The following is a 25,931-nucleotide window of genomic DNA, read 5'->3' on the forward strand; positions in this document are numbered from 1 at the left end:
CAACATCATAGTTAATGCATCGCTTTACTTCACAAAGCTTGTTAACTTTACTGCCTTACATTTTAACGATGACGACCATGACCTGGATATTTTTCACTTTTTTAGCCGCCTTCATGCAAGCATGGCGTAATGCCCTGCAAAGTAAATTAAGTAACGATGTGAGTGTTGCTGGCGTAACTCTCTCCCGCTTTATTATTGCAGGCCCTATTGCTGCCGTGTATTTATATGGCCTTTATCAATATCAAGATACCGCCATGCCTACGTTTAATAATGCCTTTTGGGGATTTATTATAGGCGCAAGTGTGATGCAAATACTTGCCACTGGTTTAATGGTTAAGTTATTTAAAATGAATAATTACGCTGTAGGTGCTGGTCTTGCCAAAAGCGAAGCGTTAGTGGCTGCTATTTTAGGTGTATTATTTTTTGGCTCGGCACTTTCTTTACTCGGTTGGCTTGGTGTGTTTTTTGGCGCTATTGCCGTATTGCTACTCAGCGGCATAACAAGCGTTAAACACTTTAATGCTAAAACTGCATTACTAGGACTTTCTTGTGGTACTTGCTTTGCACTTACATCACTGTGGGTACGTGAAGCGAGCTTAAACTCAGGATTATTATTTCCACACTCAGCCGCTTGGGTTTTGCTGTTTGTAATTAGCTTACAAACGCTAATACTACTGGGCTATTTATTACTAAAAGAGCCAAAAACGCTCAGTAAACTGTGGCAATACAAAGGCACTACAGCCGCTATTAGTGTTTTTAGTTGTGTCGGCTCTATTGGCTGGTTTAGTGCAATGAGCTTACAGCACGTTGCTTACGTTAAAACACTTGGACAGGTTGAAGTATTTTTTACCATGCTAATTGCCGTACTTTGGTTAAAGCAGCCACTTAAAAAACAAGATACTGCAGGCTTAATACTCATAGCCATTGCCGCTATTTTGGTCATGTTGCCAAGTTAAGAGCATAAAAAAGCGCAGGCTTTTATACCTGCGCTATTCATAATTAAGCGTTTATTCAAATTACCAATTAAGAGCTTATTTTAAGTGTTATCACACCGCTAATAATCATTAATACTCCCGCAATACGAACAAATGTAGCTGCATCGTTATAAAACAATATACCTACTAAAAACGTACCCGCAGCGCCAATACCTGTCCACACCGCGTATGAGGTGCCCATTGATATTTGCCTTTGAGCAAGCCACAACATAAAACCACTAGCAACTAAAAATGCCACCGCTATTGCGATGCCTTGCCAGCGAGTATCTGAGTTTTGCGAAATTTTTAAACCTATCGGCCAGCCAATTTCAAGTAAACCGGCAATAACCAAATAAATCCACGCCATTAAACATCTCTCTTTTTCAATATAACTTCATATAAATCTTCGCGGCGATCTTTTAAGTTACGCACTGTGCCTTCGCTGTGAAGAATTTTTAACTTATCCATATCAAGGTCACTAAATAACAGCATTTCTGTATTAGGTGTTGCTTCGTTAAGTGTTGCATCGTGCGGGAACGAAAAGTCCGATGGCGTTAATACAGCCGATTGTGAGTACTGCACATCAAGGCTTTCTACTTGTGGTAAGTTACCTACCGAGCCTGCAATAACCACATAACATTCGTTTTCTATTGCACGCGCTTGTGCACAATGGCGCACACGTAAGTAGCTATTTTTAGTGTCGGTCCAAAATGGGACGAACAAAATATCTAACCCTTGTTTTGCTAATATGCGTGAAAGCTCAGGAAACTCTACGTCATAACAAATTTGAATACCTACACGCCCAGCATCGGTTTCAAATACGGCAATTTTGTCGCCGCCTTGAATAACCCAATCGTTTTGCTCATGCGGGGTAATATGTATTTTACGTTGCTCGTCTATTTTACCGCTGCGGTGGCATAAATAACTCACGTTATAAATTTTATCGTCTTCGGCAAGCGGCATAGAGCCGGTAATAATATTGGCGTTGTATTCTATTGCCATACGCGACATCGCGTTTTTAAACGTTTCGGTATATTCCGCTAAATAACGAATCGCTTCAGTTTGATTACTTTGATTTCCTAGCCCCATTAATGGCGCATTAAAAAATTCAGGGAATAGTATAAAGTCACTTTTGTAGTCAGATACGGTATCTACAAAGTATTCAACCTGCTTTAGCATTTCTTCAACCGATTCAACACAACGCATTTGCCATTGCACAGCACCTACGCGCACAATTGATTTAGTTGACTCGAGTACCGTGTCGGTTGGTTCATACATAATGTTATTCCACTCAAGTAAAGTGGCGTAACCTACTGACTCTTGATCCTCCGGTAAATACTTTTTAAGCAAACGCTTTACCTGAAAATCATTAGACAACTGAAAGCTTAAAATAGGATCGTATAGCTCCCTCTGATCTACTTTTGCAATGTACTCCATTGGCGTCATTTCACTGCTGTGATTGTAATAACGCGGAATACGCCCACCCGCTAAAATAGCGCGTAGGTTATATTGGCGGCACAGTTCTTTACGGGCATCATAAAGGCGACGACCTAAGCGCATGCCTCTGTGAGTTTCGCTAATGGCAACATCTAAGCCGTATAGCGCATCGCCGTCTGTATCGCTAAATACACGGTCGTGACCATCTGCAATGTCTTCGTATGTATGCGGGTTTGAAAAACGTGTGTAATCAACTTGTACGCTCAGCGCTAAGCCCACCAGCACGCCGTCATCTACAATACCTATTTGCCCTTCAGGAAATTGGTCTATTAATCTAAAAATGGTATGACTTGGCCACGCACCACCTAAGTCGGGATACGCTTGATCCATCAAGGTTTTAATTTGCGGATATTGCTCTCTGGTTAAGTTACAAATTTCAAGATGGGTTTTTTCTGCCGACATACACAACTCCTTAGGCATAAGAAAATAAAAGCCGAATGTACGCTCGATTAAATCAAGAATACACTCAGCTTTGTATCATGTTTTTTACTTTAGATGTACTACTTTAAACTGCGATAAAAGAGTGTGGTTACTTTCTCTTTTGGTAACCAGCCTGCGTATTCAAGACCAAGTTCTGCCAATGGATCGGCTTTAAGTACTTGCTCTAAGCTTGCATTATTTTGCATTGCTTTTAGCATTACGTCTTTCGCGTTTTGAACTAGCTTACCATACGCTATCAGTCCTGAACGGTCACTTACCTTACCGTGTCCTGGTATTACTTTAGTGTTGTCGTCAATTTGTTTAACTACATCGTCTACTGCCGCTAAAATACCATCAACGCTGCCGCCGCTATCTACATCAACAAACGGTAAGCTGCCAAAATTAAAGTAAATATCGCCCATGTGCACTATGTTGTCGTTACTAAAAAAGACAACCGAGTCACCATCGGTATGTGCATGTTCGTAATGCACTACATGGGCGTGTTCATTATTAAAATGCAGTTTTAAATCGTGACCAAAACTAATGCGCGGTAAAAAGTCTGACCCTTCTCCATGCTGCTCTTCTAAACGTTTATGTACATTGTCGTGTGCTATAACGTGCGCACCCGCTTTAGCAAAGTTTTCGTTGCCACCGGTATGATCGCCATGATGATGCGTATTAATAACAAACTCTGCACTGCCTGGTTTTAAATCGCTAATCGTTTTTTTAATATCATCTGAGAGTTTGGCAAACTGATCATCAATAATATAAATGCCATCATCACCTACACTCGCTGCAATATTACCGCCTTGCCCAAATAGTACGTATACATGCTCACTTAGCTTTTGTGCTGTTACTGGTCCCTCGTCGGATTGCGCTGCTGTACTTAGTAATAAACCTGTTATTAATGCGGGTAGTATTTTTTTCATTTTTGTTCTCTGTTGTATGAATTAATAAATATAGAACGTTTTTATCACTATTTAAGCTCACTCACTTATCACTTAAACGTTATTTAATAGGACTTATGACTATTTGATGCATAAGTGTTTGCGGCAATAAAGGTGTATGTTTACCCTCTACGTAATCACTAAACCCCGCTCTATAAAATTCAGAAAGAGGATGCCCCGATTGCCCACCGGGAATAGCTAAAATTGCATGTTCTAAATGCCCAGGTTGAGCAATAAAGCGCTGCGATGCGCCAAAACTACGCCCTTGTACGGCGGGCATGTAGCTATCACCAAAACCCGCTGCTGTGGGCATATTTAATAACTTAGCAAGTAACGGCATTTGCTTTGCAAACGGATGCTCTATCACTAACTCATTGACCTTGCCCCACTGCCAGCTTTGTACATTATTACCAAATTGCTCAGTAAGCTTAGTGATAGTTTGGTTAAATGCACCGTGTAATTGTGCATCCCAGCTTTTAAATTGCGGGTTTATCCACGTATCGGGTTTGTTATTAATAAGCTGCCAAACTGCAGGCTCTAAATCTCGTTTTACGTATTTAAGTGTGCCTTGCTGTTTATTTAATTGGCTTTCAATATTACTAAATAAAATATTAATCACTTCATCGCGGTAGCGCTTAACTAAGGTATACCCTATGGAGGTTGAACACGCACATTGCTGCCAATTTTCGAGCGCTGTTATATATTGCTGATTTTTGGTTTGATCGGCTTTTAATTGCTTTAATAACAAAGCATGCCAAGGCATTAAAAAGCGAGCTTGGTTATCGAGCTGTAGTGCGTAAAAGTCGCTCTCTGCAAATGTTTGTTTTTCAAATAATCTATCGCGGATTTGGCTCGAACGTGCACCGAGTGCATAGCCACCATTGCCAAAGCGGGCGTTATCTTCAGCCGATACCACGCGAGAATTACCAGTCCATAATCGCCCACTTTGTGGGTTTTTAATAAAGGGGCGTTCTAATTCGGTTTGCTGCCAAAGCGCTGAGTAGTCACCGGCATTTACACCGAGCTCACTTGGCGTTTTACGAGCCGGTATACCGCCCATATTTTTCCACGCTGCACTACCTTGGCTATCTACCACCATTAGGTTTTGCACAGGTATTCCTACATCGCTTGCTACAGCAAGTGCATCATCTACTGTTTTGGCTTGTTCTAACTTTAATAGTTGCATATTAACGGCGTAAGGCTGATGTGCAGCCCAGCTCAATGCATAAGGTTTTTCGTTAATATATTTTACAGGGCCATATTCGCTGAGTATTAATGAATAGTTTTCAACCTCCCCATCGGGTAATACAATAGGTTCATCTACTTGCCATGTTTTACTATCATCGTTTAATGCAATCCAATCGGCTGTATCTAAATAACCATTAGTAAATCCCCATGCAACATTGTTGTTAGTGCCAACAACAATTGCCGGCGCTCCGGGCAGCGATACACCGGTTACCTGAGCGGGTTTTCCATTTTGTATATAATTTAGCTGAGCCCTGTACCAAATTACAGGCACTGCCATCGATAAATGCATATCATCAGACACCATTCCAGCGCCTGTTTTAGTAAGCGTTCCCGTAACTGCCCAGTTATTACTGCCGCGCTCTTGGTTGGCTTCAATACTTTTAACTGTATGCTCTGTTTGAGTGGGCAAAGTAGGTATACCGGCGTTATAAGGCGTTAATTTACTGCCATCAAGTGCGGCTTGGTACTTACTTGGTTGCGTTAAAAAATCAACCATTTGCTTACCATACGCTTGCTCAATTTGAATGAGTGCTTGGTCACGTTCAAATGTCGCGCTTTGTAAATCAAGGTACATGCTAAATATCACAAGTAGGCTGTCTTCGCTTTGCCATGGCTTTTGTGTTGCACCGGTTAGTAAATATTCAAAGCTTGAATACCCTACTTGCGCTAAACCTTCGTTTACACCTTGAGCGTAACTTTTAAGTAATTGCTTATCTGCATCAGGCAGCGTTTGTAAAATAATTTGGCTGCGTTTACGCAATTGATGAAAACGCATCTTTTTATCGAGCCCCAACGCGGCTTCGCCAAATAATTCACTTAGCTCGCCTGCGGCATTACGTCTTAGTAAATCCATTTGAAAAAATCGGTCTTGCCCATGCGCATAACCTAAACCATAGGCAACGTCGTTTCGGCTATTTGCATTTATCACTGCTTGCCCTAGTGCATCGCGCGAAATTTTTACGGGCTCTACTACCGCGTTACTACGTCCGTTTCCATCAAGGGCAGGTAAACTTAAACTAAGCACACCATAAACAACGGCGGTACTTGCCAGCCCTAAAATCACAATTAATAATAACAAGCGTTTGATTACTTTAAACATCAACCTTTCCTTTGCACGTTTTGACCAAGCGTTAAGGACATATAATAACCACAGTTTTATTAAATAATAATGTTCTTGCTCGCAAAGGGTGAAATAAACATCAAAATCCACGATAATGTCAGCTCCACACATCGTGCAGAACTAGTTGAGATCAATATGACTGAAAAAACATTTATCAAAGGTAAAGACCGCGACCTAGAATCGTCAATCTCTACCATGCAAAACAAGCTTGAAGCCCTACACATTAATGTTGAAGAAGCGCTTTGGCTTAACCCTGTAGCTAACTGTTATTCGGTTCATATAAAAGACAGTGACTGCGGTGTTATGTTTACCAATGGTAAAGGCGCAACCGACAAAGCCTCTATTGCCTCAGCACTCGGTGAATACTTTGAGCGTTTAAGCTGTAACTACTTTTTTGCAGACTTTTATCTAGGTGAAGAATTTGCCAATGGCGAGTTTACTCATTACCCAACCGAAAAATGGTTTAAAGTTGAAGGCGACGAAGTACCACAAGGTATTATGGATGAAAGCTTATGGGATTACTTTGACCCAGAGCGCGAACTTAACGCATCACATCTCTTTGATTTTAACTCTGGCAATATTGATCGTGGCATTTGTACCCTGCCCTACACTCGCCAACGCGATAACCAAGACGTATACATTCCGGTAAACGTTATTGGTAATATTTTTGTATCTAACGGTATGAGCGCAGGTAACACGAAGTTTGAAGCTCGCGTACAAGGTTTATCAGAAGTATTTGAGCGCGCGATTAAAAACCGCATCATCGCCGAAGGCATTTGTTTACCAATCGTGCCTGAAGATGTTGTTAAGCAATATCCTAAAATTCACGAAGCGTGTGAAGAGCTTCGCAGCCATGGCTTTCATTTACGTATTGCCGATGCATCACTTGGGGGAATTTACCCAGTAATGAGCGTAACGCTTATTAACCCAACTGATGGTTCTGTATTTGCCTCTTTTGGTGCTCACCCTTCATTTGAAGTAGCGCTTGAGCGTACCGTTACCGAGTTACTACAAGGTCGTCGTTTAGATCAACTAGATGTATTCCAACCTGCAACATTTGATAACGATGAAGTAGCAACACCAGAAAACATTGAACTGCACTTTATTGATTCAAGCGGTTTGATTTCGCATGATTTCTTCCGTGCAAAACCTGACTTTGAATTTGTACACTGGGACTTTAGCGGCACAACAGAGCAAGAATATAACTTCTGTACTGACCTGATTCACAGCATGGATCACGATATATACATCATGGATTACACGCACCTAAACGTATACGCATGTCGTATTTTAGTACCTGGCATGTCAGACATTTATCCAGTTGATGAGCTTATTTGGCGCAACAACAACGAAGGCGCAAAATTTCGCGAAGCATTCCTATCGCTTGATCAGTACGATGCAGAGCAATGGATGGAAATTTACGACAGCCTAGAAGAAGCCGGTCATAGCGATATTATCCGCGCCGCAGAATTTATTGGCTTAGCAACTGATGCCGACACACCATGGCACACACTGCGTATAGGTGAGCTTAAAGCGCACCTATGTTTAGCCGCAGGCAGCGAAGAAGCCATTGATTGGGTTGATTGGATACTTCATACGGGCCAAGTAAACGAAGATGCAATGCGCCACTTCCGCTGTTTAAAAGCGATTCTTGAAATTAAATACGATGACGAGCGCGAATACGCTGATTACCAAGATGCATTAGGCTTAATGTTTGGTGCTAATAATGTAGCGCTGGCTATAGAAATTGCCGAAGGTAAAAAGCAGTTTAACGGTTTAACTTTTCCAGGTTTATCGCTTGAAGGCTTTAAAAAGCATGCGGCACTACTTGATGGTTACCGCAAGCTACACGTAGCAAAGCAAAATCATTGGGCACGTGAAGTTAGCGATTCGTAACTCGCTAAACTACTAATTATAAAAAATAAACGGCGCATTTGTTAATGCGCCGTTTTCATTTATGTCATAAATTAGCTATAGTTAATTTGCCTAAATTAACGCCACGATGTAGCTAATGCCACCGTCTAGTAATAACAAAAAAACGAATGTTCATAACTTTAAGCTGACCTTTTGGTTATCGCTTACGCTAACTGTACTAGTTGGTGTTGTTCTTGATCATATTAACTATAATCGTGTAAAAGATGCTCACAGGTTACAGATACTCTCTGAAATAAGTACCTATCGTGCTCAATTAGAATCTATTTTAGTTTCTAATATCCAATTGGTTCGAGGTTTAGGTGTTGCCGTAGCGGCGCAGCCTAATCTACAACAAACCCAATTTGAACAAATTGCCCAACCCCTATTTAAAACCTCTAATGAGCTACGTAACATTGGTGGCGCTCCCGATATGGTCATTCGCATGACTTACCCCTTAGAAGGTAACGAAAAATCGCTCGGTTTGAACTTCTTAGAAGAAAAAAACCAACGCGCTGATGCAATTAGAGCCCGCGATACAAATGCTATCGTAATGGCTGGCCCATTAAAATTAGTCCAAGGTGACATCGCACTTATAGCCCGAGTTCCTGTTTACATACCGCCAGAGAATCGCTTTTGGGGATTACTCTCAGTTGTTCTCAACATTGACAAAGTCTATGAAAATTCAGGTATTTATGAGCTAGGAAAAGAGTACAACGTCGCTTTACAAGGCAGGCATGGACTTGGCAGCAAAGGGGAATTTTTTTACGGTGATCAAAACATAATAGAGCAAGATCCCCTTGAGTTTGCGTTAAGCTTTCAAGGTGGCAATTGGCAACTTTACGTAGCACCTAAAAGAGGTTGGAGCCCACCAAATTCAGCTGTGTGGCCACTTCGGTTATCAATTATAATTATTTGCGGATTATTAATTTGGGCCTTTTTATTCTTTTTGAAAATGCTTAATCGTCAGCAACAAAATGAAAAAATGCTTGAAGCAATGAGTGATCTAGCTCAAATAGGCGCATGGTCATTTAACTTAGAAACTAAACAAGTGTATTGGTCTGATATGACCAAAAAACTATTTAAATACCCATTAAATAACCAACCAGAATGGCCTAAAGATTTAAATTACTTTAAAAAAGGCACTAGCAGAGAAACAATTAAACCTTTAATTGAACGAGCCATAAAATATGGTGAAAGCTACGAAGTTGAATTAGAAGTAATGGATGCAGAAGGTGGATCTGTTTGGGTACTCGTACATGGTGAAGCAGAACAAAAGAATGGACGATGCACACGTATTTTTGGCTCATTACAGAATATTGATACCCGTAAAAAGATTGAATTAGAAAATAATAAAACCGCATTACATAACGAAATTTTAGCTTCTCTTACCGTTAATAAATTAATATTAAATGGGCAACTTAGCCAATCGAAAGATATTATCACTGAAGCAATCTGCCAAGCATTCGATATTAAACGTGCCAGTATTTGGTTTTTTAATGAAGACAAGTCTCAACTAAGCCCCTTTGCCATACATAGCAAACATTCGTCTAGTGACAAAATTGACTCTATTTGGCTAAGAAAAAACAACCCCAGCTTTTTTAATGCAATAGATCATCAAGCAGTATTTAATGCACCCGATGCACTAGAACACCCAATACTCGCACCAATTAAAGAGCAGTATTTAATGCCACTCGAGATTAAATCAATGCTGTGCGTAATTATTCCTGCGGGAAGTGGTGCTATAGGCGTTGTTTGCGCCGAGCAATGTCAATCCAAGCGCCACTGGTCTAAAAACGAAGAAAGCTTTTTAATTGCCGTTGCAGCGTTAATAGGCAGCTTGCACTCGAGCCAGCAACGAATTGAAACTGAACAAAAGCTGGTTGCCGCCAAAGAAACTGCAGAACAAGCTGTTGAAGCTAAAAGTGAATTTTTAGCGAGTATGAGCCACGAAATTCGCACACCAATGAATGGTGTTTTAGGCATGCTTAATATAATTAAGCAAACGCAACTAGACCTACAGCAAAAGCATCATATCGAACTTGCTCAGTCATCAGCTCAATCTTTACTTAATATAATTAACGACATATTAGACTTTTCTAAAATTGAAGCCGGTAAGCTCGATATTGAAAACGTGCAATTTAACCTACCTCGGTTATTAGGAGAAGTGGTTGAGTCGTTTGCTTTAAAAGTAGAGCAAAACAATACAAAACTTATTTTAGATGCCACTCAAATTACAGTTAGCGAAATAATTAGTGATCCGAACCGCTTACGCCAAATTCTGAATAACTTAATTGGCAACGCCGTTAAATTTACTATTGATGGCGAAGTAGTTATTACCGCCAAAGTGGATGAAACAACGGATGGCTCGTTCCTACAATGTTCGATTATTGATACTGGCATTGGTATTGACCCTAAAAAACAAGCGTCGTTATTTGATTCATTTACACAAGCAGATACCTCAACTACACGCCAGTTTGGGGGCACAGGACTTGGCCTTGCGATAGTAAAACAATTGTGTGAATTAATGCACGGTGAAGTAAGCGTAAACAGTATGCAAGGTGAGGGAAGTACATTTTCTTTCACAATACAAATACAGCCTCGCTTAAGTAAAGAACAAGATTTACCGAGTCATTTAATTAAAAACAAACATATTTTAATTATTGATGAGTGTTCGTTAAATGCAAATACAGCCAGTAAACAACTCACAGTATGGGGCGCAAAAGTTAATTGCGTACATGACTATCTTGAGGTTGATGATTATTTAAATAATGTAACCACCCACCCTGAAGCTATTTTAGTTGATTACTACTTTTTTGAAAAAGCGCCGCAAACGCATATAACTGCGCTTAAAAACTTTATAAATATGCATAGTTGCAAGTTAGTTCTTATGGCGCCAATGAGTTATTCACCTGAGGAGTCTAAAGTAGGTATGGAAGTCGACTGTATGATTTTCAAACCACTCACACCTTCTGATTTGTTTGACTCACTCACTAACGATAAATACATTGAACAACAGCAGCAACAAGCACAACTACAAAATAAACTAACTAAAGCACCAGTACTCGATTCATCAGAGCCACAACTACTGCTCGTTGAAGACAATAAAATAAACCAAGTAGTTGCCTCGGCGCTATTAAAGCAAGCAGGTGTGACTTTTGATATTGCTGAAAATGGGCTTGAGGCAATTGTAAAACTCAATGCAAAACAAGGTAAGCCATATAAGCTAGTTTTAATGGATTGCCAAATGCCTGAAATGGATGGCTACCAAGCTACTAAAGCTATTAGAGAAGGCGATGCAGGTAAGGGTAATGAAAATATTACTATTATTGCACTTACAGCCAATGCCATGCAGGGCGATAAAGAAAAATGCCTAGCAGCAGGCATGAACGACTATTTAAGTAAGCCGCTCGATTTAGCCGCCCTAAAACCTAAACTCCAGCAATGGCTTGGTATCCAATAAAGGTGTAAGCTAATAAAATACGCTTACTAATTTGAGATTATTTATGCAGTTATCAGCAAATCAACAACGTATTCTTGGTTGTTTACTAGAAAAACAAAGCACAACGCCAGAACATTATCCGCTATCGTTAAACGCTCTAGTGAACGCATGTAATCAAAAGTCTAATCGCGATCCTGTGTTAAATCTTACAGATAGTGACGTGCAAAACGCACTTGATGAACTAATAGACATGCGTTTGGTAACTATAGATGAAGGGCTTTCTGGTCGCGTAAATAAATACGACCACCGCTTTTGCAACACTGAGTTTAGTAATCTGCAATTTTCTACTCAGCAGCGTGCCATTGTTTGTTTATTACTTTTACGTGGTGCCCAAACCCCAGGTGAATTAAGAACTCGCAGTGCTAGGCTTGCTGATTTTAATAACGTAAATGAAGTAGAAACAGCGCTCAATAAACTGATTGAAAGCGATTACGCCCGTAAATTAGAACGAGAAGCAGGTAAACGCGACAGCCGATACATTCATTTATTTGGCGAACAACAAAATAATCCCGCCGATGCCTTTGTTGCTCTACCAAGTGAAGTAATTAAAGATAAAGAATTAAGTGATTTACTGGCAGAAGTAGAAGAATTAAAAGTAGAGCTTCGCAAAATAAAAGCTCATTTAAAACTTTAATTAATTAAGACTAAATCACATAATAAGTTTATTGCGTATCACATATTAAATTTTATAAGGAGCTGGCAATGCGCGCCGAAATTATGGCTGAAATGAAGGTTCAGCCAACTATTGATGTAAATGCTGAGATAACTCGCCGAGTTAATTTTATTAAAACACGTTTGGTAGCAGCTCATTCACGCTCGTTAGTACTGGGTATTAGCGGTGGTGTTGACTCATCAACCTGCGGCCGCTTATGTCAACTTGCTGTAAACGAGCTAAATAAAGAACACGATACTGACAAGTATCAGTTTATTGCAGTGCGCCTACCTTATGGTGTACAAGCTGACGAAGATGAAGCACAAATGGCGGTTGATTTTATTCAGCCAAGTAAACGTATGACCGTAAACGTACAACCTGCGGCTGATGCATTGCATGAGCAAGCGATAGCTGCTGTAGTTGGCTGTGGTGAAGCACTGCCTGAGCAAGCTCAAATAGATTTTATTAAAGGTAATGTTAAAGCGCGTCAACGTATGGTTGCTCAGTACGAAATTGCAGGTTTTTGCCAAGGCCTAGTAGTGGGTACCGATCATAGTGCTGAAAACATTACTGGTTTTTATACTAAATTTGGTGACGGCGCGTGCGATTTAGCCCCTCTGTTTGGTTTATCAAAACGCCAAGTTCGTGCACTTGCTACTGCACTAGGTGCCCCAGCTTTATTGGTAGATAAAGCACCTACAGCTGATTTAGAAAGTGACCGCCCAGGTTTAACAGACGAAGAAGCACTTGGTTTGAGCTATGAGCAAATTGATGACTTTTTAGAAGGTAAACCTGTGTCTAATGATGTTGAACAAAAGCTTGTAAGTATTTACACGCGTACACAACATAAGCGTCAACCAATTCCGACAATCTACGATTAATGTTTAGTAGCTAAAATAAAGCAATTAATGCCTTTGAGGATTAATTGCTTTTTTGATCGACAGATTAAGAAGCTGCGTATATTTTAATGAATTAACGCTTTGAATTTTATAATACCAATTGCGTTAAGTTAGTGAGCTATTATAGCCCTATGAAAAAGCGATAGAACGATGATATTTTTAATAATATTGGTATAACTACCCGCCAAAGAGAACACTGCCTTATATGACATCGCCCATTTTAATTACCGGCGCAGGCCAACGTATTGGTTTAGCACTCGCTCAGCATTATATAGCCCAAGGGCTGAGTATTATTATCACGTATCGTACTCGTCACGCCGCTGTTGATAAATTAGAGCAACAAGGCGCTGTATGCATTTATGCCGATTTTAGTACCGATGACGGTATAAGTGCATTTATAAATAAGCTTAAAGAGCATACAACATCCCTACGCGCTATTGTTCACAATGCATCAAGCTGGGACTGCGAAGCTAACAATCCTGACTTTGCAGTACTGTTCGATAATATGATGCGTATACATGCCAAAACACCGTATTTAATTAATTTAATGTGCGCTGAGCTGCTTTTAAACTATCAGCAAAGTGCAAAAGTACCTGCTGATATAATTCACCTTACTGATTATGTAGTTGAAACAGGCAGCCCTAAACACTTAGCTTATGCAGCAAGTAAAGCGGCTCTCGATAACTTAACTAAATCGTTTAGCGCTAAATATGCGCCAAACATAAAAGTGAACTCGGTTGCTCCATCACTCATTATTTTTAATGAACATGACGATGAGCAATATCGAGCTAAGACCCTTAAAAAATCATTAATGGGAATTGAACCCGGATGCCAAGAAATTATCAATAGCATTGATCTACTATTACAAAGCCACTACATCACAGGGCGCTCTTTGCCTGTTGATGGCGGCCGTCATTTAAAGTAAATATAAATAAACTGAGATATTTATGCACAATGAATTAAAAGAAAGTTACGAAAAAATCATCACCGCAGTAGGCGAAGATGCTAACCGCGAAGGCTTACTTGATACGCCAAAACGTGCTGCAAAAGCAATGGAATATTTAACGCAAGGGTATCGTCAAACGCTTGATGAAATAACTAATAAAGCGGTATTTACATCTGACGCTGACGACATGGTGTTAGTGCAAGACATAGAGCTTTACTCTATGTGTGAGCATCATTTACTACCTTTTATTGGCCGTTGCCATATTGCTTATATTCCAAACGGTAAAGTATTGGGCTTGTCTAAATTTGCACGTATTGTTGATATGTTTTCACGCCGTTTTCAAATTCAAGAACAGCTAACGCATCAAATCGCTAAAGCAGTTGAAGAAGTTACTGGCGCTAAAGGTGTGGGCGTTATTGTTGAAGCAAAACACATGTGTATGATGATGCGCGGTGTAGAAAAGCAAAATTCAAGCATGCGTACATCAGTAATGTTAGGTAACTTTAGAAGCGATCCTAAAACACGTAACGAATTTTTGCAGCTTATAAAAGGTTAACCCTATGGCTAATGCAATTATTAACGTTACTAATTTGCGCCTGCGTACGTTTATTGGCTTTAACCCCGATGAGCGTGAAAAAAAGCAAGATGTAGTGATCAACCTAGAGATTCACTACCCTGCTGATGACGCGTGTAAAACGGATGAAGTTGACCAAGCACTTAATTATAAAGTGATCACCAAAGAAGTAATTAGCTTAGTAGAGCAAGGCCACTTTTTACTGCTCGAAAAATTAGTGGCTGAAATTCTTGCGGTTTGTCACTCACACCCAAGTGTTCATTACGCTAAAGCACGTGTTGATAAACCGCATGCACTGCGTTTTGCCGACTCAGTGTCGTTAACGCTTGATTGGGCTAAATAAGGCCTTAAAAAAAACTTATTTAAAAAAGCTTTTCGAATCCTACGGCAAGGGCGATAACCGCTAAATAGCGCGCGCCTTTGCCTAGTGTTACTAACAGTAAAAAGGTGTTAAATCGCACTTTAAATATGCCTCCAATCACCGTTAATGGGTCTCCCACAACCGGTAACCAAGCAAATAACAAACTATATACACCATATTTATTAAATTGCTTTTGTGCGCTATCAAGCCCTTTTTGCGATACAGGAAACCATTTTTTATCTTTAAAACGCAGTACCTGCGTGCCTAACCAGTAATTAACGCAGCTTCCCAATACATTTCCAAGTGTTGCTACGCACCACATAAGCCATAAATTAACTTTACCTTGGGCAATCATCCCCACCATTATCACCTCAGAAGAGCTGGGCAGTAATGTGGCAGATATAAATGCGCTAATAAATAACGTGAGATAAAGCATAATGTCCTTATGGCTAAACGTAAAAACCCAGCCTATAGCTGGGTTTATAATACCAATTTTATTAAAAACATGATCACTCTAGCGTATTAAATAACTCACTAACGACGTTAAAAATTATTTATATAGAACAACTATGTATCATAATTTTAGCCTTGTTATTGAGCTATTTTCTTATCGCTATAATAGATCACTAATTTAATGCAATTGGTATAAAAATAACTGAGGTTTTATTTTATCAAATTTAAACTAAACGGGTAATTAAACTCTTTACCTTCGTTAGCTTTAATACTCGCCATTACAACCATTACAAACCCAAAAATTGCCACTATAGGTAGTAATATTAAGCCTACTGCTACAAACATCAGTAAAAAACAAACTACATATGCAATTGCCATCGTTATTTGAAAGTTAAGCGCCTTTTTACCGTGCACGTCAACAACTGGCATCTCATCTCTTTTAATTAACCACACAATTAATGGCCCAATTATTGAGCCAAACGGCACAATAAATCCGGCAAGCGCACTCAAATGGCATAACATAGCCCACATACGGTCATCTTTATTAACTGGTTCAACCTGTTGATTTTCTTCCATAACACTCTCCTTTTTGTTTTATGTATGTTGCCTCTTAACTAAACAAATGTCTACAAATCAACCAACGTATTTGTATTTAAAAATCACAGCGTAAAATCTTGTGATAAAAAAGTGATAAGTTTGTGAGAGTTTCTGGAGACGATTATTCAATACTAAACTCGAATCATCACTTACAGGAATAATAATGAAAACTTCTACATTAACAATTGCAATTCTTTTAGCGGCAGCTAGCCAATCGACTATGGCCGCAGAATTAGACCTAAAAGTTACTAACCTAACCAAGGGTATTCACTTCACTCCACTGTTAATTACAGCACACAACAGCGAAGACACACTATTTGAAGTCGCAACAGAGGCATCTACAGCATTACAAACAATGGCTGAAGGCGGCAATATTGCAGAGCTAGTTGCACAAGCAGCTGCAGCGGGCAGTGATATGGCTGCAAATCCAGCTGAAGGTTTACTTGCACCAGCCGCATCTACAACGGCAACACTAACCACTACCGACGGTAACGAGTACCTATCTTTAACTGCAATGATGCTACCAACTAATGATGGCTTTGTAGGCTTAAACAGCTGGAAAATCCCAACAGAAGCGGGTACTTACACTATTAATTTAAATGCTTACGATGCAGGCACAGAACAAAACAATGAGCTTGTAGTTGAAGGCTCTGGCGCTCCAGGTACTCCGGGTATTCCTGCGGCTCCAGGTGGCGACGCTGGCACTGGCGGTACAGGTGTATTAAGTGGTGATACAAATACTAGCATTCATATTCACCCAGGTAGCTTAGGTGATGACGATTTAGAAGCGGGTAATAGCGATTTAAGTAATACAGTACACAGATGGTTAAACCCAGTAGCGCAATTAACCGTTACAGTTAAGTAGGAGCATGATTATGTCATCTGCTAACAACCTTAAAAAAAGTCTACTAGTGCTTGCACTTGCAACCACACTTGCAGCGTGTAGCGATAATGATAACGACCCAGTTGTTGAAGAGCCGGTCGTTGTTGAGCCAATTGTTGTAGAACCTGTGATCAGTGAGTTTACTATTACTTTTAGTAACTTAACTGCAGGACAGCCTTTGTCACCACTCTCTGTCATTGCTTTTGAAGATGAAGCACCTTGGACATTCGGCACCACAGCTTCTGTTGGTTTAGAAATGCTTGCAGAAAGCGGTGCAAATGAAGAATACCTCAGCTACGAAAGTGCACTTGCTGCAGTTTCAGCTGAAGGCGCTATTGGCCCTGGTGAAACCACCACAGTAATCATTACTGTTGAAGAGCAAGAAACGCTTAATTTGTCATTTGCTGCCATGCTTGGGAATACAAATGATGCTTTTACCGGTCTTAGTTCTTTAGATGTATCAACATTAGAAGTTGGCGGTTCGTTATCACGCACTACGACTGCTTATGATGCGGGTACGGAAGCAAATACAGAAACAGCTGAAACTGTGCCAGGTCCTGCCGCTAGCGGTGAAGGGTTTAACGAAATACGTGACGATACAGCCGATATAATAACAATGCATCCGGGCATTGTTTCAAATCAAGATGGATTATCTACATCAGCACTTGGTGTTGAACATAAGTTTGATAACCCAGTATCGAAAATAGTAATTACGCGCACGCAGTAACGTTCCAGCTTGTAATGGGGAAGTAAGGGAGCACGGATGCCCCCCTTTTTACGAGGTAATACATGCGTCACGAAAAAATATTAGTAGTAGAAGATGACAGAGAAATAGGTAAGTTAATTACCACGCAGCTAACGTCGCTTAACTTACATGTTGATCATGTTGTAAGCGCAGAACTTGCCTTAAAAAAAATAGCTAAGCATCCCTACGGACTTATTTTACTCGATATAAACTTACCCCAAATGGATGGTTTGAGCTTATGCCGAAAAATAAAAGAGCATTACCCAACTACCTCCGTAATTTTACTCACCGCGCTTAGTAGCGATATGGACAGAGTTATTGGCCTTGAAATGGGCGCCGATGATTATATTTGTAAACCCTTTTTTGCACGCGAATTACAAGCCAGAGTAAAAACCCAATTACGCCACAGAGCACAACTACTCGCTAGCCAAAATAACGACAACTCCCCCGTTGATAGCGAACAAACACTAAATGTAGGCTCACTCAATATAGAATTTAGCTCGCACCAAGTGTATTTAGGCAAGCAAGTCCTTAACCTTACCGCCACCGAATTTGATTTACTCGTTTACTTTGCACGCCATCCTAATCATGTTTTTAGTCGTCAACAATTACTCGATAAAGTATGGGGTTACCAACACAGTGGTTACGAGCACACGGTTAATTCACATATAAACCGCTTACGTGCCAAGCTAGAAGAACACCAACAAGCGCCTATCATCGAAACAGTTTGGGGTGTTGGTTACAAACTAAACCCTAGCCAACTCAATTAAGACACCTATTATGAAATTATCTTTGTATCAAAAATTAGCTATATCGCTAGTCGTGATTTTTTGTTTTATTTGCGCCCTAGTTTACGGCTGGAGCAAGCAATTAGAACTGACTTCAAAACACCACGCCGAACAAAATCTGCACTTAGCGTTAGCGGAGCATTTAGTACAAGATAATCCATTAATAAAAGAAGGTGTTTACGACTACAAAGCGCTTGAAAATCTTTTTCATACCTTAATGTTATTAGGCCCGGCGTTTGAATTTTATTTTGTAGACGAAACCGGAAAAATTCTTACTTACTCAGCAAAGCCGGGGAAAGTTAAACGCACGCATATTAGTTTAACGCCTTTAAAAAGGCTGATTAACGACCCAAGCGCTGCACCTATTTATGGTGACAATCCTCGTAATAAAGAGCAACAAAAAATATTTTCAGCCGCGCCAGTATTTAATCAAGATAAGCTACAAGGTTATTTATATGTAATTATTGGTGGTGAGGCTTACGATACCTCACTAAGCACTGTAAAAAATAATGATAAGTTATGGCTAGCTGCTTTATGGCTTGGCTCTGCACTCGCATTTTTATTTATTGCGATGCTAATTTTACTACGTTTTTTTACCAACCCAATTCAGCGCTTAGCACGCGATGTTAGTAATATTGAAGCCGCTAACTACAGCCTTACCGACACCAAGCTAAGTAACTATTCAACGCAAAAAAGTAACGAAGTGCATAGTTTAGGGCGAAGTATTCAAGCCATGTTAACGCGTATTAATGAGCAGCTTAAAGCGCTTGAACAAGGCGATAAACAACGCAAAGAGTTGCTGACCCATCTATCGCACGACCTACGTACACCACTTGCTTCACTGCAGGGGTTTTTAGAAGTATTAAATCAGTCAGGCGAGCAGCTAAGTAAAAAAGAGCAGCAAGAATACTTGCAGGTATCGCTTAATAATTGCGGGCAATTAAAGCTACTCATAGAGCAAATATTTGAGCTTGCTCACTTAGAAAATGGCGAAATAAACATAAATAAAGAAACCTTTAATTTAGGTGAACTCATTTACGATTGCATGGCAAAATTTAGTTTAGCCGTTGACAAAAAAGGCATTAGTTTGTCGGTAGAACCTGCGATTTGTGATTTTCCTGTGGTTGCCGATATAGCTAAATTAGAGCGCGTGTTAAGTAACTTAATTGATAATGCAATTAGGCATACCCCTCGTGGCGGCAGCATTGCAGTACATGTAAAACGCAGTGACGATAATCAACTATTTGTGCATGTATCAGACACGGGCGTAGGCATAAAAGAAGATGAGCTGAATGCTATTTTTGATCCGCACTACCAAGCAAGTAATTCTAATAAAGAAGGGCGCCAGCAAGGTGGTTTAGGATTGGCTATTTGCAGAGGGTTATTAAAACTGATGGATAGCGAAATTTACGTACAAAGTGAAATTGGTAAAGGCACTATGTTTAGCTTTAACTTGCCACAAAATAAGGTGCTTTCTTAAAAAGCACCTTATTGAGTTAAATCTATTTAAATATTAATTACTTTTTAATACCCGCTAAATCAAGCATAAATGCATAGTTTAGCGCGGTATCTTCTAAGCGTTTAAAGCGACCCGATGCACCACCGTGCCCTGCTTCCATATCTATTTTAAACAATAACTTATTGTCATCAGTTTTATAGTCACGCAGCTTAGCAACCCATTTTGCAGGCTCAAAGTATTGAACTTGTGAATCGTGCAAGCCAGTCGTTACTAACATATTAGGATATGCTTGCTTAGATACTTGGTCGTATGGCGAGTAAGACAGCATGTAATCGTAATACGCTTTTTCGTTCGGATTACCCCATTCGCCGTATTCATTTGTTGTAAGCGGAATACTCGCATCAAGCATCGTTGTCACTACATCTACAAACGGTACCGCAGCAACCATGCCTTTATAAAGCTCAGGCGCTTGGTTTGCTACTGCGCCCATTAATAAGCCACCAGCACTGCCACCTAACGCAAATATTTCATCTTTTGCGCCATACTTTTGAGAAACCAGTGCTTTAGTTACGTCAACAAAGTCGTTAAATGTATTCTTTTTAGTTAGTAGCTTGCCGTCTTCGTACCAAGGACGACCTAGCATTTGCGATCCACGTACATGGGCAATTGCAAATACAAAGCCACGGTCTAACAAGCTCAAACGTGAGCTTGAGAACGTTGGATCCATGGTAGCGCCATAAGAACCGTAACCATATTGCAGTAGCGGGTTAGTGCCATCTTTTTTAAACGCATCTTTACGGTAAACTAAGCTTACCGGTACTTTTATGCCATCACGTGCTGTTACAAAAATACGCTCTGACGCGTAATTGTCAGCATCAAAATCACCTAACACAACCTGTTGCTTAAGAAGCGTTTTATCGCCAGTCGCTAAATCTACATCGTACGATGAGCTTGGAGTGGTCATGCTTGTGTAGTAAACACGTAACGTGCTGCTATCTATATCGTTATTGCCATAAGTACCAATTGTATAAGCGCTATCGTTAAAGCTCAGTGGTAACTCTTTACCTGTTTTTAAATTACGCGCAATCAACTTTGATTGGCCCATTTCACGTTTTTGGTAAACTAAGTAGTTATTAAATAAATCAATGCCTTCGAGTTTAATATCATCGCGCGCAGGGATCACACTTTGCCAATTAGCCTTGTCGCCTGCTTTATCAATATCAACTTTCATCAGCTGAAAATTTACAGCATCTAAGTTAGTTACAATGTAGTAAGTATTCCCTAGCTTCGAAATATCATATTCAAGCCCTGCTTCGCGCTCAATTAAGCGTTTAGGCATTGCCTTAGTATCATCAGCACTTAATACCGATACGCCTGATGCAGCCGTGCTACTGTGCCAAATATAAATCTCTGACTCATCTTTGCTTTTACTCATACCCATGTAGTAACTGGTATCAGTTTCTTCGTAAATTAGCTCATCATCAGCTTGCGATGTACCTAATGTATGACGATACACTTGGTAACCTAGTAGAGTTTGTAAATCTTTTTTAATGTAGTAAACCGTTTTATTATCGTTTGCCCACACAATGCCACCGTTGGTGCCTTCAAGTGTGTCTTCGAGTAATTTACCGGTAGTTAAATCTTTTATTTTTACGCTATAAATACGACGGCTAACAGTATCTTCGCCATAAGCCATTAAATTGCCATTAGGGCTTACATCTAAACCACTTACTGCATAATAATCATGGCCTTTAGCAAGCTCATTTACATCTAAAATAACTTGCTGATCGGTACCTGCAAAATCGCTGCTGCGTAAGTAAGTAGTGTACTCGTTATCGCCACGTGTTTGTGTTGAGTAAAAATAATCACCGTTTTTAACTGGGACTGAATCATCGTCTTTTTGAATACGCCCTTTTAGCTCTTCAAACAACTCACTTTGCAGCGTTTTAGTATGTGCGAGCATTGCATCAGTGTATGTATTTTCAGCTTCTAAATAGTTAATTACCTCTGGTGCTTTACGTTCATCATCACGCAGCCAATAGTAATCATCTATACGTGTGTCACCATGAATAGTCATTTCATGTGGCACTTTTTTAGCAACCGGGGCAACAGCTTGGACTACTTGAACCGTTTTAACTTGTGTATTACTTTTTTTGGTTTCTTCAGGGGCTTGATTACAGCCACTTAAAATAGCGAGTGATAGTGCTGCGAGTGCGAATGGGGTACGTTTCATCAGTCAAAGTCCTTGTTGTATTTTTATTTTTTATTAAGTAATTAAATATACCTAAAAATAACCTGTGTTGTGATTTAGTTTGTGAAGCTATGTAAAGTAAATCAACGTAATTCCTCTTTTCTTAATAAGCCTACATCAGGTACTCTGTAGATATATAAATCACTTTTAGGCTCAACTGATTAAGGGTAGTAATGAATAGCGAAGTAATTAACATTTTAACTATGGCAAAAGTAATTCAAACGGCCGTTGCTCCCGTATTTTTAATCACAGGTATAGCAGCAACTTTAGGTGTTTTATCTAATCGCTTAGCACGAATTACCGACAGAGCGCGCTTATTGGAGAGAAGATTAAAAGTAAATACAGATGATGATTTTAATAAGTCGCTAGCAACAGAACTCCGCGCTTTATTAAAAAGATCTCGATGTATACATATTGCTTTTAGTTTAAGTGTATTAAGTGCCTTACTTGTATGTGCTGTGGTTATGTTTTTATTCTTGTCGCACATTCAATCAATTAACTTAAGCGTGACCATTGCTTGTTGTTTTGTAGCAGCAATGGCATTACTTATATGTGCATTTATGTCGTTATTAGGCGAAGTATTTTTAGCAACGCGCAGCATGCGTCGCGGGATGATATTTGCAGATATTGATATAAACGATTAATTTTTTATAAAAAAACCCCGAGCAACTAATGTTGCTCGGGGTTTTTATTAAATAAGCTTATTTAATAAAATAACTTATTGTGCAGTATAAATCGTCTCTAGCACTTCAATTCTAGCTTCTTTAGCATAACCTGAAGCATTTAACTGCTCTGCTGCAACTAAAATATCTTGTCCATCATTCACTGCTAAAACGGCAATCTTAGTACCAGGAAATACAGACACCACTTTTAATCCAGCCGCTGCAGCAATGTCGCTAGCAGTAATACCATCTTTTAAAAGTACCGTAATATTACCTGATAAAGAACTTAAGTTATTAGTAAGAATATTACGAACTAATGACCCTTTAGTTACTACATCAGATGTACTTGCAACATTAACAACCGCCATGTCGCCTTTTTGCATAACTACATGCTCATCGGCAGCAACACTTGATGGCACTAAGCGTAAATTTTTCTCTACTTTATAAGAACCAAAATCAGCTTTAGTATACTTTAAGCTAGATGCTTGCTTCTTTGGTAGTTGAAGCTCTTTATCAAAGCTTGTGTTTGCCGTAGCGCTTAAAGAAATACACGCAGCAGCACTTAATACGATTAATTTATTAACTTTCATTTTCATAATCCTTACTCTTGACCTGCGTGACCGAATGCGCGTAAAGACACACCCTCTAAAACACTTGCTGAACTATTATTGCTAATACCTACTACACCTAAACCATTGTCATCACCTTTACTAAGTGCATAGCTATCTGCGCTCGTATCTAGTAAACGAACTGTCCAAGTGCCTTTAGTCGACTCACCATAAAACGCATTTGAAAGCATTACTGCATCTTTTAGTATATAGCCAACACTCCAACTGCTAGTGAAACTATATGCTGGGTAGAATAAAGCTTGCTTAGATGACAGTAATACACTTCTTGTACCCGCTGGCGATGTAACTTCTATAGCTAAATCTGTTCCGGCTGAAGTTTGTGTACCATCGCTTAAGCCAAAGCCCATTTCAGCATTACTTACATCAAACTTAAACTGCATTGCTTCAATGCTTAGCTCTTCAGTCACTTCAATTTCTTGTGTAAGACCCGTTGCATTGTTATCTGGAATTTCTAGTGCAAGTGCGTCTTCAGCAATTACTGAACCAACACCGCTCCACTGAGTAATAACTTGTTCACCTAAAGCAACATCATAAGCCTTCGCCATAGAAACCGCAGCTCCAGCATCAGCACGGCCAAAACCATATAAGTTATTGAAGTTATAACCGGCAGAGTTTTCAATCCAACCGTCGTGAGCAACAAATTCGCCTTCACCAACTGTTAATTTAACAGCAGCATTATCTGCATCAATTAAAGTGCTAGTTGATGCAAGGATATGGCGAACGTCACGCCATGTTAAATCTGGATTAGCCGAAAGAATTAACGATACCACACCCGATGCATTTGGCGCAGCAGATGATGTACCATTAAACGTTGAAGTATAGTTACAGCTTGCATTGTCTGCATGGCCTGGGTAGTTAAATGGATATTGACTTGCAGCAAACTCTTCACCATAAGCAGCAGCCCATGCTGCAATAGAACCACCATTGAAACCTGAATAACCATTAATACAAGTCATTTGATCTGTTGTTACCATTGCAGGTGCAAAACGACCATACTCACCCGCTGGAGCCGACACCATTACGTTAGCACCCGCTGTAGAATAGCTAGTATGTTTACCATTAGCATTTACTGCAGCAACACTTAAATAATAAGGGTGGCCTTGGCTTGGCTCAAAAGCGCCATTATAACAAGTTAAACCTAAGTCATTTGCACCATTGTCAGCACATAAAGAACCTTCATCGCCACCGTCTTCAAATGAGTTACCGCTAGATTTCATATTTAGCGCACCTTTACCGTCACGAAGGTTAAGGTTAGGGTAAGACTCAATTGCCTCATCTAGCTCTGAATAACCGATAAACGTAGGGAACGTAATACCGTAACTACGGTTAAAGGCTGAAATATTTTCAGACGTACTAATACCACTACCAGGGAAGCCATGAGCAAGTAAATCAGTTTGTGCTACTTTATCTCCACCAAGGTAGTTCATACCGATTAAGCCTGCATCAGGTGCAACACCACGGCCGCCTTTGCCATTCCAACCTTTTGCTGCAATTAAGCCGGCAACACTTGTTCCGTGGTCACCACTGTTTGATGTACTTGTAGGGTCTGTACGATCTAGCGCTTCAGCGTTAAGGTTTAAAGAACGATTTGGTAATACGTTATCTACTAAATCTTCGTGGCGAATTTCCATGCCCGAGTCAACAACAACAGCAGTTACACCAGCTCCTGTAACGCCTTGAGCATAAGCGGCTGTTACATTCATATCTTCACCAGCAACCAAACCTGTAGCTTCTGCATTAGCAAAACTAGCATCAACACTTGCTTGCGCTTCTTCTTCTGTATCGCCAAATAGATTTACATATAAATTAACTAAGCCCTGCTTCATTTCATCGCTTAATGAGTATGCTTTTTGGCCTGTATTATTTAGGTGCCATTGTTGATTTGCTAATGGGTCACCAACAACTCCTGAAATGTTTATTTGCGCAGAAGCCGTTTTACCATTTGCGTTTACAGTGTAATCAATAACTGCATCATCATCCGTCATTGGAACATAAGTAAATGATGTTCCCTCTACAGTTAGAGTACCGTGACTAAATGTAAATACGCCATCTTCTGCAATCACTTCTTCACCGTTTTCAGTGAAGCTAAATGTAAGTGCATCGCCATCGTTATCGCTGGCTTTAAATTCTGCAGTAACAGGGATCCATTGTTTTAAATCTACAACAACTACATCGCTCGCTTTAGGAGCTACGTCAGTAACTAATGGTACGCTACTTTTATTATCGTCATCACTACTTCCACAACCAGAAAGTGATACCACTATTGCAGCAGACAATGCTGACATTTTAAAAATATTATTTTTCATAAACTCTCTTTGTTAGTTATTTTTATGATGGGGGGGGAAGTTACACAACAGGAATCAAAATAACAACGAGGTGTTTACAGTCATTAACAATAAAGACAATAGATGTA

Annotated in this window: 22 protein-coding genes; 13 read left to right on the forward strand and 9 right to left on the reverse strand. The window is 39.8% G+C overall.

What is annotated here, in order from left to right:
- The first annotated feature begins 77 nt into the window (after positions 1-77).
- Positions 78-956 (forward strand): EamA family transporter, encoded by an 879-nt coding sequence (locus AAEY62_RS10395; protein ID WP_024589639.1) that lies wholly within the window; start codon positions 78-80, stop codon positions 954-956.
- 67 nt (positions 957-1,023) lie between these two features.
- Here AAEY62_RS10395 and AAEY62_RS10400 read toward each other — a convergent pair whose 3' ends face one another.
- From AAEY62_RS10400 to AAEY62_RS10415, 4 genes are all read right to left on the reverse strand, one after another.
- On the reverse strand, positions 1,024-1,341 hold the full coding sequence (locus tag AAEY62_RS10400) for a DMT family transporter (RefSeq protein ID WP_350634914.1): 318 nt from the start codon (positions 1,339-1,341) through the stop codon (positions 1,024-1,026).
- Complete coding sequence (locus AAEY62_RS10405; protein ID WP_010554553.1) at positions 1,341-2,873, reverse strand: bifunctional GNAT family N-acetyltransferase/carbon-nitrogen hydrolase family protein; 1,533 nt, start codon at positions 2,871-2,873, stop codon at positions 1,341-1,343. The genes AAEY62_RS10400 and AAEY62_RS10405 overlap by 1 nt, the downstream gene beginning before the upstream one ends.
- Positions 2,874-2,971: 98 nt before the next feature.
- Positions 2,972-3,820, reverse strand: coding sequence for an MBL fold metallo-hydrolase (locus AAEY62_RS10410; RefSeq protein ID WP_024589638.1), 849 nt, complete (start codon positions 3,818-3,820; stop codon positions 2,972-2,974).
- Positions 3,821-3,899: 79 nt separating this feature from the next.
- A complete protein-coding gene (locus tag AAEY62_RS10415) occupies positions 3,900-6,185 on the reverse strand; it encodes a penicillin acylase family protein (protein WP_024589637.1) in 2,286 nt (761 codons plus the stop codon).
- 156 nt (positions 6,186-6,341) lie between these two features.
- Between AAEY62_RS10415 and ycaO the strand changes: the two genes are divergently transcribed.
- The 7 genes from ycaO to folX all read left to right on the forward strand — a co-directional run bounded on the left by ycaO (position 6,342) and on the right by folX (position 15,033).
- Entirely contained in the window at positions 6,342-8,102 is a 1,761-nt protein-coding gene (gene ycaO / locus AAEY62_RS10420; RefSeq protein WP_024589636.1) for a 30S ribosomal protein S12 methylthiotransferase accessory factor YcaO, read from the forward strand.
- Between the two features lie 115 nt (positions 8,103-8,217).
- A complete protein-coding gene (locus tag AAEY62_RS10425; RefSeq protein WP_350634915.1) occupies positions 8,218-11,580 on the forward strand; it encodes an ATP-binding protein in 3,363 nt (1,120 codons plus the stop codon).
- A gap of 43 nt (positions 11,581-11,623) precedes the next feature.
- Positions 11,624-12,253, forward strand: coding sequence for a YceH family protein (locus AAEY62_RS10430; protein WP_024589634.1), 630 nt, complete (start codon positions 11,624-11,626; stop codon positions 12,251-12,253).
- A gap of 68 nt (positions 12,254-12,321) precedes the next feature.
- Positions 12,322-13,152 (forward strand): NAD(+) synthase, encoded by an 831-nt coding sequence (nadE, locus tag AAEY62_RS10435; protein WP_024589633.1) that lies wholly within the window; start codon positions 12,322-12,324, stop codon positions 13,150-13,152.
- 223 nt (positions 13,153-13,375) lie between these two features.
- On the forward strand, positions 13,376-14,095 hold the full coding sequence (folM, locus tag AAEY62_RS10440) for a dihydromonapterin reductase (protein WP_350634916.1): 720 nt from the start codon (positions 13,376-13,378) through the stop codon (positions 14,093-14,095).
- A gap of 22 nt (positions 14,096-14,117) precedes the next feature.
- Positions 14,118-14,672, forward strand: coding sequence for a GTP cyclohydrolase I FolE (gene folE, locus AAEY62_RS10445; RefSeq protein WP_002962341.1), 555 nt, complete (start codon positions 14,118-14,120; stop codon positions 14,670-14,672).
- Between the two features lie 4 nt (positions 14,673-14,676).
- Entirely contained in the window at positions 14,677-15,033 is a 357-nt protein-coding gene (gene folX, locus AAEY62_RS10450; protein WP_007377309.1) for a dihydroneopterin triphosphate 2'-epimerase, read from the forward strand.
- A 19-nt stretch (positions 15,034-15,052) separates the two neighbouring features.
- Here the strand turns inward: folX and AAEY62_RS10455 are convergent, their stop codons facing one another.
- Together AAEY62_RS10455 and AAEY62_RS10460 are read right to left on the reverse strand one after the other, a co-directional pair.
- Positions 15,053-15,487, reverse strand: a complete 435-nt coding sequence (locus tag AAEY62_RS10455; protein WP_024589631.1) for a YqaA family protein — start codon at positions 15,485-15,487, stop codon at positions 15,053-15,055.
- A gap of 227 nt (positions 15,488-15,714) precedes the next feature.
- Positions 15,715-16,080: a DUF4870 domain-containing protein gene (locus AAEY62_RS10460; protein WP_007580507.1), complete on the reverse strand. Its 366-nt coding sequence runs from the start codon at positions 16,078-16,080 to the stop codon at positions 15,715-15,717.
- Positions 16,081-16,264: 184 nt separating this feature from the next.
- Between AAEY62_RS10460 and AAEY62_RS10465 the strand changes: the two genes are divergently transcribed.
- The 4 genes from AAEY62_RS10465 to AAEY62_RS10480 all read left to right on the forward strand — a co-directional run bounded on the left by AAEY62_RS10465 (position 16,265) and on the right by AAEY62_RS10480 (position 19,997).
- Positions 16,265-16,966: a spondin domain-containing protein gene (locus AAEY62_RS10465; protein ID WP_350634917.1), complete on the forward strand. Its 702-nt coding sequence runs from the start codon at positions 16,265-16,267 to the stop codon at positions 16,964-16,966.
- A 10-nt stretch (positions 16,967-16,976) separates the two neighbouring features.
- A complete protein-coding gene (locus AAEY62_RS10470; protein WP_024607274.1) occupies positions 16,977-17,711 on the forward strand; it encodes a spondin domain-containing protein in 735 nt (244 codons plus the stop codon).
- 62 nt (positions 17,712-17,773) lie between these two features.
- Positions 17,774-18,499: a response regulator transcription factor gene (locus AAEY62_RS10475; protein WP_024589630.1), complete on the forward strand. Its 726-nt coding sequence runs from the start codon at positions 17,774-17,776 to the stop codon at positions 18,497-18,499.
- Positions 18,500-18,509: 10 nt separating this feature from the next.
- Positions 18,510-19,997, forward strand: a complete 1,488-nt coding sequence (locus AAEY62_RS10480) for a sensor histidine kinase (protein ID WP_024589629.1) — start codon at positions 18,510-18,512, stop codon at positions 19,995-19,997.
- Between the two features lie 37 nt (positions 19,998-20,034).
- Here AAEY62_RS10480 and AAEY62_RS10485 read toward each other — a convergent pair whose 3' ends face one another.
- On the reverse strand, positions 20,035-22,209 hold the full coding sequence (locus AAEY62_RS10485; RefSeq protein WP_024589628.1) for a S9 family peptidase: 2,175 nt from the start codon (positions 22,207-22,209) through the stop codon (positions 20,035-20,037).
- Positions 22,210-22,400: 191 nt separating this feature from the next.
- Between AAEY62_RS10485 and AAEY62_RS10490 the strand changes: the two genes are divergently transcribed.
- The gene (locus AAEY62_RS10490) at positions 22,401-22,871 is read left to right on the forward strand and encodes a DUF2721 domain-containing protein (RefSeq protein ID WP_024589627.1); all 471 of its coding nucleotides are present in this window, start codon (positions 22,401-22,403) and stop codon (positions 22,869-22,871) included.
- A 74-nt stretch (positions 22,872-22,945) separates the two neighbouring features.
- Here the strand turns inward: AAEY62_RS10490 and AAEY62_RS10495 are convergent, their stop codons facing one another.
- Positions 22,946-23,479 (reverse strand): serine protease external chaperone, encoded by a 534-nt coding sequence (locus AAEY62_RS10495; protein ID WP_101163830.1) that lies wholly within the window; start codon positions 23,477-23,479, stop codon positions 22,946-22,948.
- Positions 23,480-23,490: 11 nt separating this feature from the next.
- A complete protein-coding gene (locus AAEY62_RS10500; protein ID WP_101163831.1) occupies positions 23,491-25,824 on the reverse strand; it encodes a S8 family serine peptidase in 2,334 nt (777 codons plus the stop codon).
- Between the last annotated feature and the right edge of the window lie 107 nt (positions 25,825-25,931).

Source organism: Pseudoalteromonas sp. GW168-MNA-CIBAN-0100, from assembly GCF_040309225.1.
GTDB classification, from domain to species: Bacteria; Pseudomonadota; Gammaproteobacteria; order Enterobacterales; family Alteromonadaceae; genus Pseudoalteromonas; species Pseudoalteromonas arctica.

Excerpts from the sequence above, each read along its gene's own strand:
- AAEY62_RS10430 (WP_024589634.1), top strand. The coding sequence starts at position 11,624 with ATGCAGTTATCAGCAAATCAACAACGTATTCTTGGTTGTTTACTAGAA.
- AAEY62_RS10470 (WP_024607274.1), top strand. The coding sequence starts at position 16,977 with ATGTCATCTGCTAACAACCTTAAAAAAAGTCTACTAGTGCTTGCACTT.
- AAEY62_RS10480 (WP_024589629.1), top strand. The coding sequence starts at position 18,510 with ATGAAATTATCTTTGTATCAAAAATTAGCTATATCGCTAGTCGTGATT.
- AAEY62_RS10465 (WP_350634917.1), top strand. The coding sequence starts at position 16,265 with ATGAAAACTTCTACATTAACAATTGCAATTCTTTTAGCGGCAGCTAGC.
- folM (WP_350634916.1), top strand. The coding sequence starts at position 13,376 with ATGACATCGCCCATTTTAATTACCGGCGCAGGCCAACGTATTGGTTTA.
- folE (WP_002962341.1), top strand. The coding sequence starts at position 14,118 with ATGCACAATGAATTAAAAGAAAGTTACGAAAAAATCATCACCGCAGTA.
- AAEY62_RS10495 (WP_101163830.1), bottom strand. The coding sequence starts at position 23,479 with ATGAAAGTTAATAAATTAATCGTATTAAGTGCTGCTGCGTGTATTTCT.
- AAEY62_RS10490 (WP_024589627.1), top strand. The coding sequence starts at position 22,401 with ATGAATAGCGAAGTAATTAACATTTTAACTATGGCAAAAGTAATTCAA.
- AAEY62_RS10485 (WP_024589628.1), bottom strand. The coding sequence starts at position 22,209 with ATGAAACGTACCCCATTCGCACTCGCAGCACTATCACTCGCTATTTTA.
- AAEY62_RS10500 (WP_101163831.1), bottom strand. The coding sequence starts at position 25,824 with ATGAAAAATAATATTTTTAAAATGTCAGCATTGTCTGCTGCAATAGTG.
- AAEY62_RS10395 (WP_024589639.1), top strand. The coding sequence starts at position 78 with ATGACCTGGATATTTTTCACTTTTTTAGCCGCCTTCATGCAAGCATGG.
- AAEY62_RS10415 (WP_024589637.1), bottom strand. The coding sequence starts at position 6,185 with ATGTTTAAAGTAATCAAACGCTTGTTATTATTAATTGTGATTTTAGGG.
- ycaO (WP_024589636.1), top strand. The coding sequence starts at position 6,342 with ATGACTGAAAAAACATTTATCAAAGGTAAAGACCGCGACCTAGAATCG.
- nadE (WP_024589633.1), top strand. The coding sequence starts at position 12,322 with ATGCGCGCCGAAATTATGGCTGAAATGAAGGTTCAGCCAACTATTGAT.
- AAEY62_RS10455 (WP_024589631.1), bottom strand. The coding sequence starts at position 15,487 with ATGCTTTATCTCACGTTATTTATTAGCGCATTTATATCTGCCACATTA.
- AAEY62_RS10405 (WP_010554553.1), bottom strand. The coding sequence starts at position 2,873 with ATGTCGGCAGAAAAAACCCATCTTGAAATTTGTAACTTAACCAGAGAG.
- folX (WP_007377309.1), top strand. The coding sequence starts at position 14,677 with ATGGCTAATGCAATTATTAACGTTACTAATTTGCGCCTGCGTACGTTT.
- AAEY62_RS10410 (WP_024589638.1), bottom strand. The coding sequence starts at position 3,820 with ATGAAAAAAATACTACCCGCATTAATAACAGGTTTATTACTAAGTACA.
- AAEY62_RS10475 (WP_024589630.1), top strand. The coding sequence starts at position 17,774 with ATGCGTCACGAAAAAATATTAGTAGTAGAAGATGACAGAGAAATAGGT.
- AAEY62_RS10400 (WP_350634914.1), bottom strand. The coding sequence starts at position 1,341 with ATGGCGTGGATTTATTTGGTTATTGCCGGTTTACTTGAAATTGGCTGG.
- AAEY62_RS10425 (WP_350634915.1), top strand. The coding sequence starts at position 8,218 with ATGCCACCGTCTAGTAATAACAAAAAAACGAATGTTCATAACTTTAAG.
- AAEY62_RS10460 (WP_007580507.1), bottom strand. The coding sequence starts at position 16,080 with ATGGAAGAAAATCAACAGGTTGAACCAGTTAATAAAGATGACCGTATG.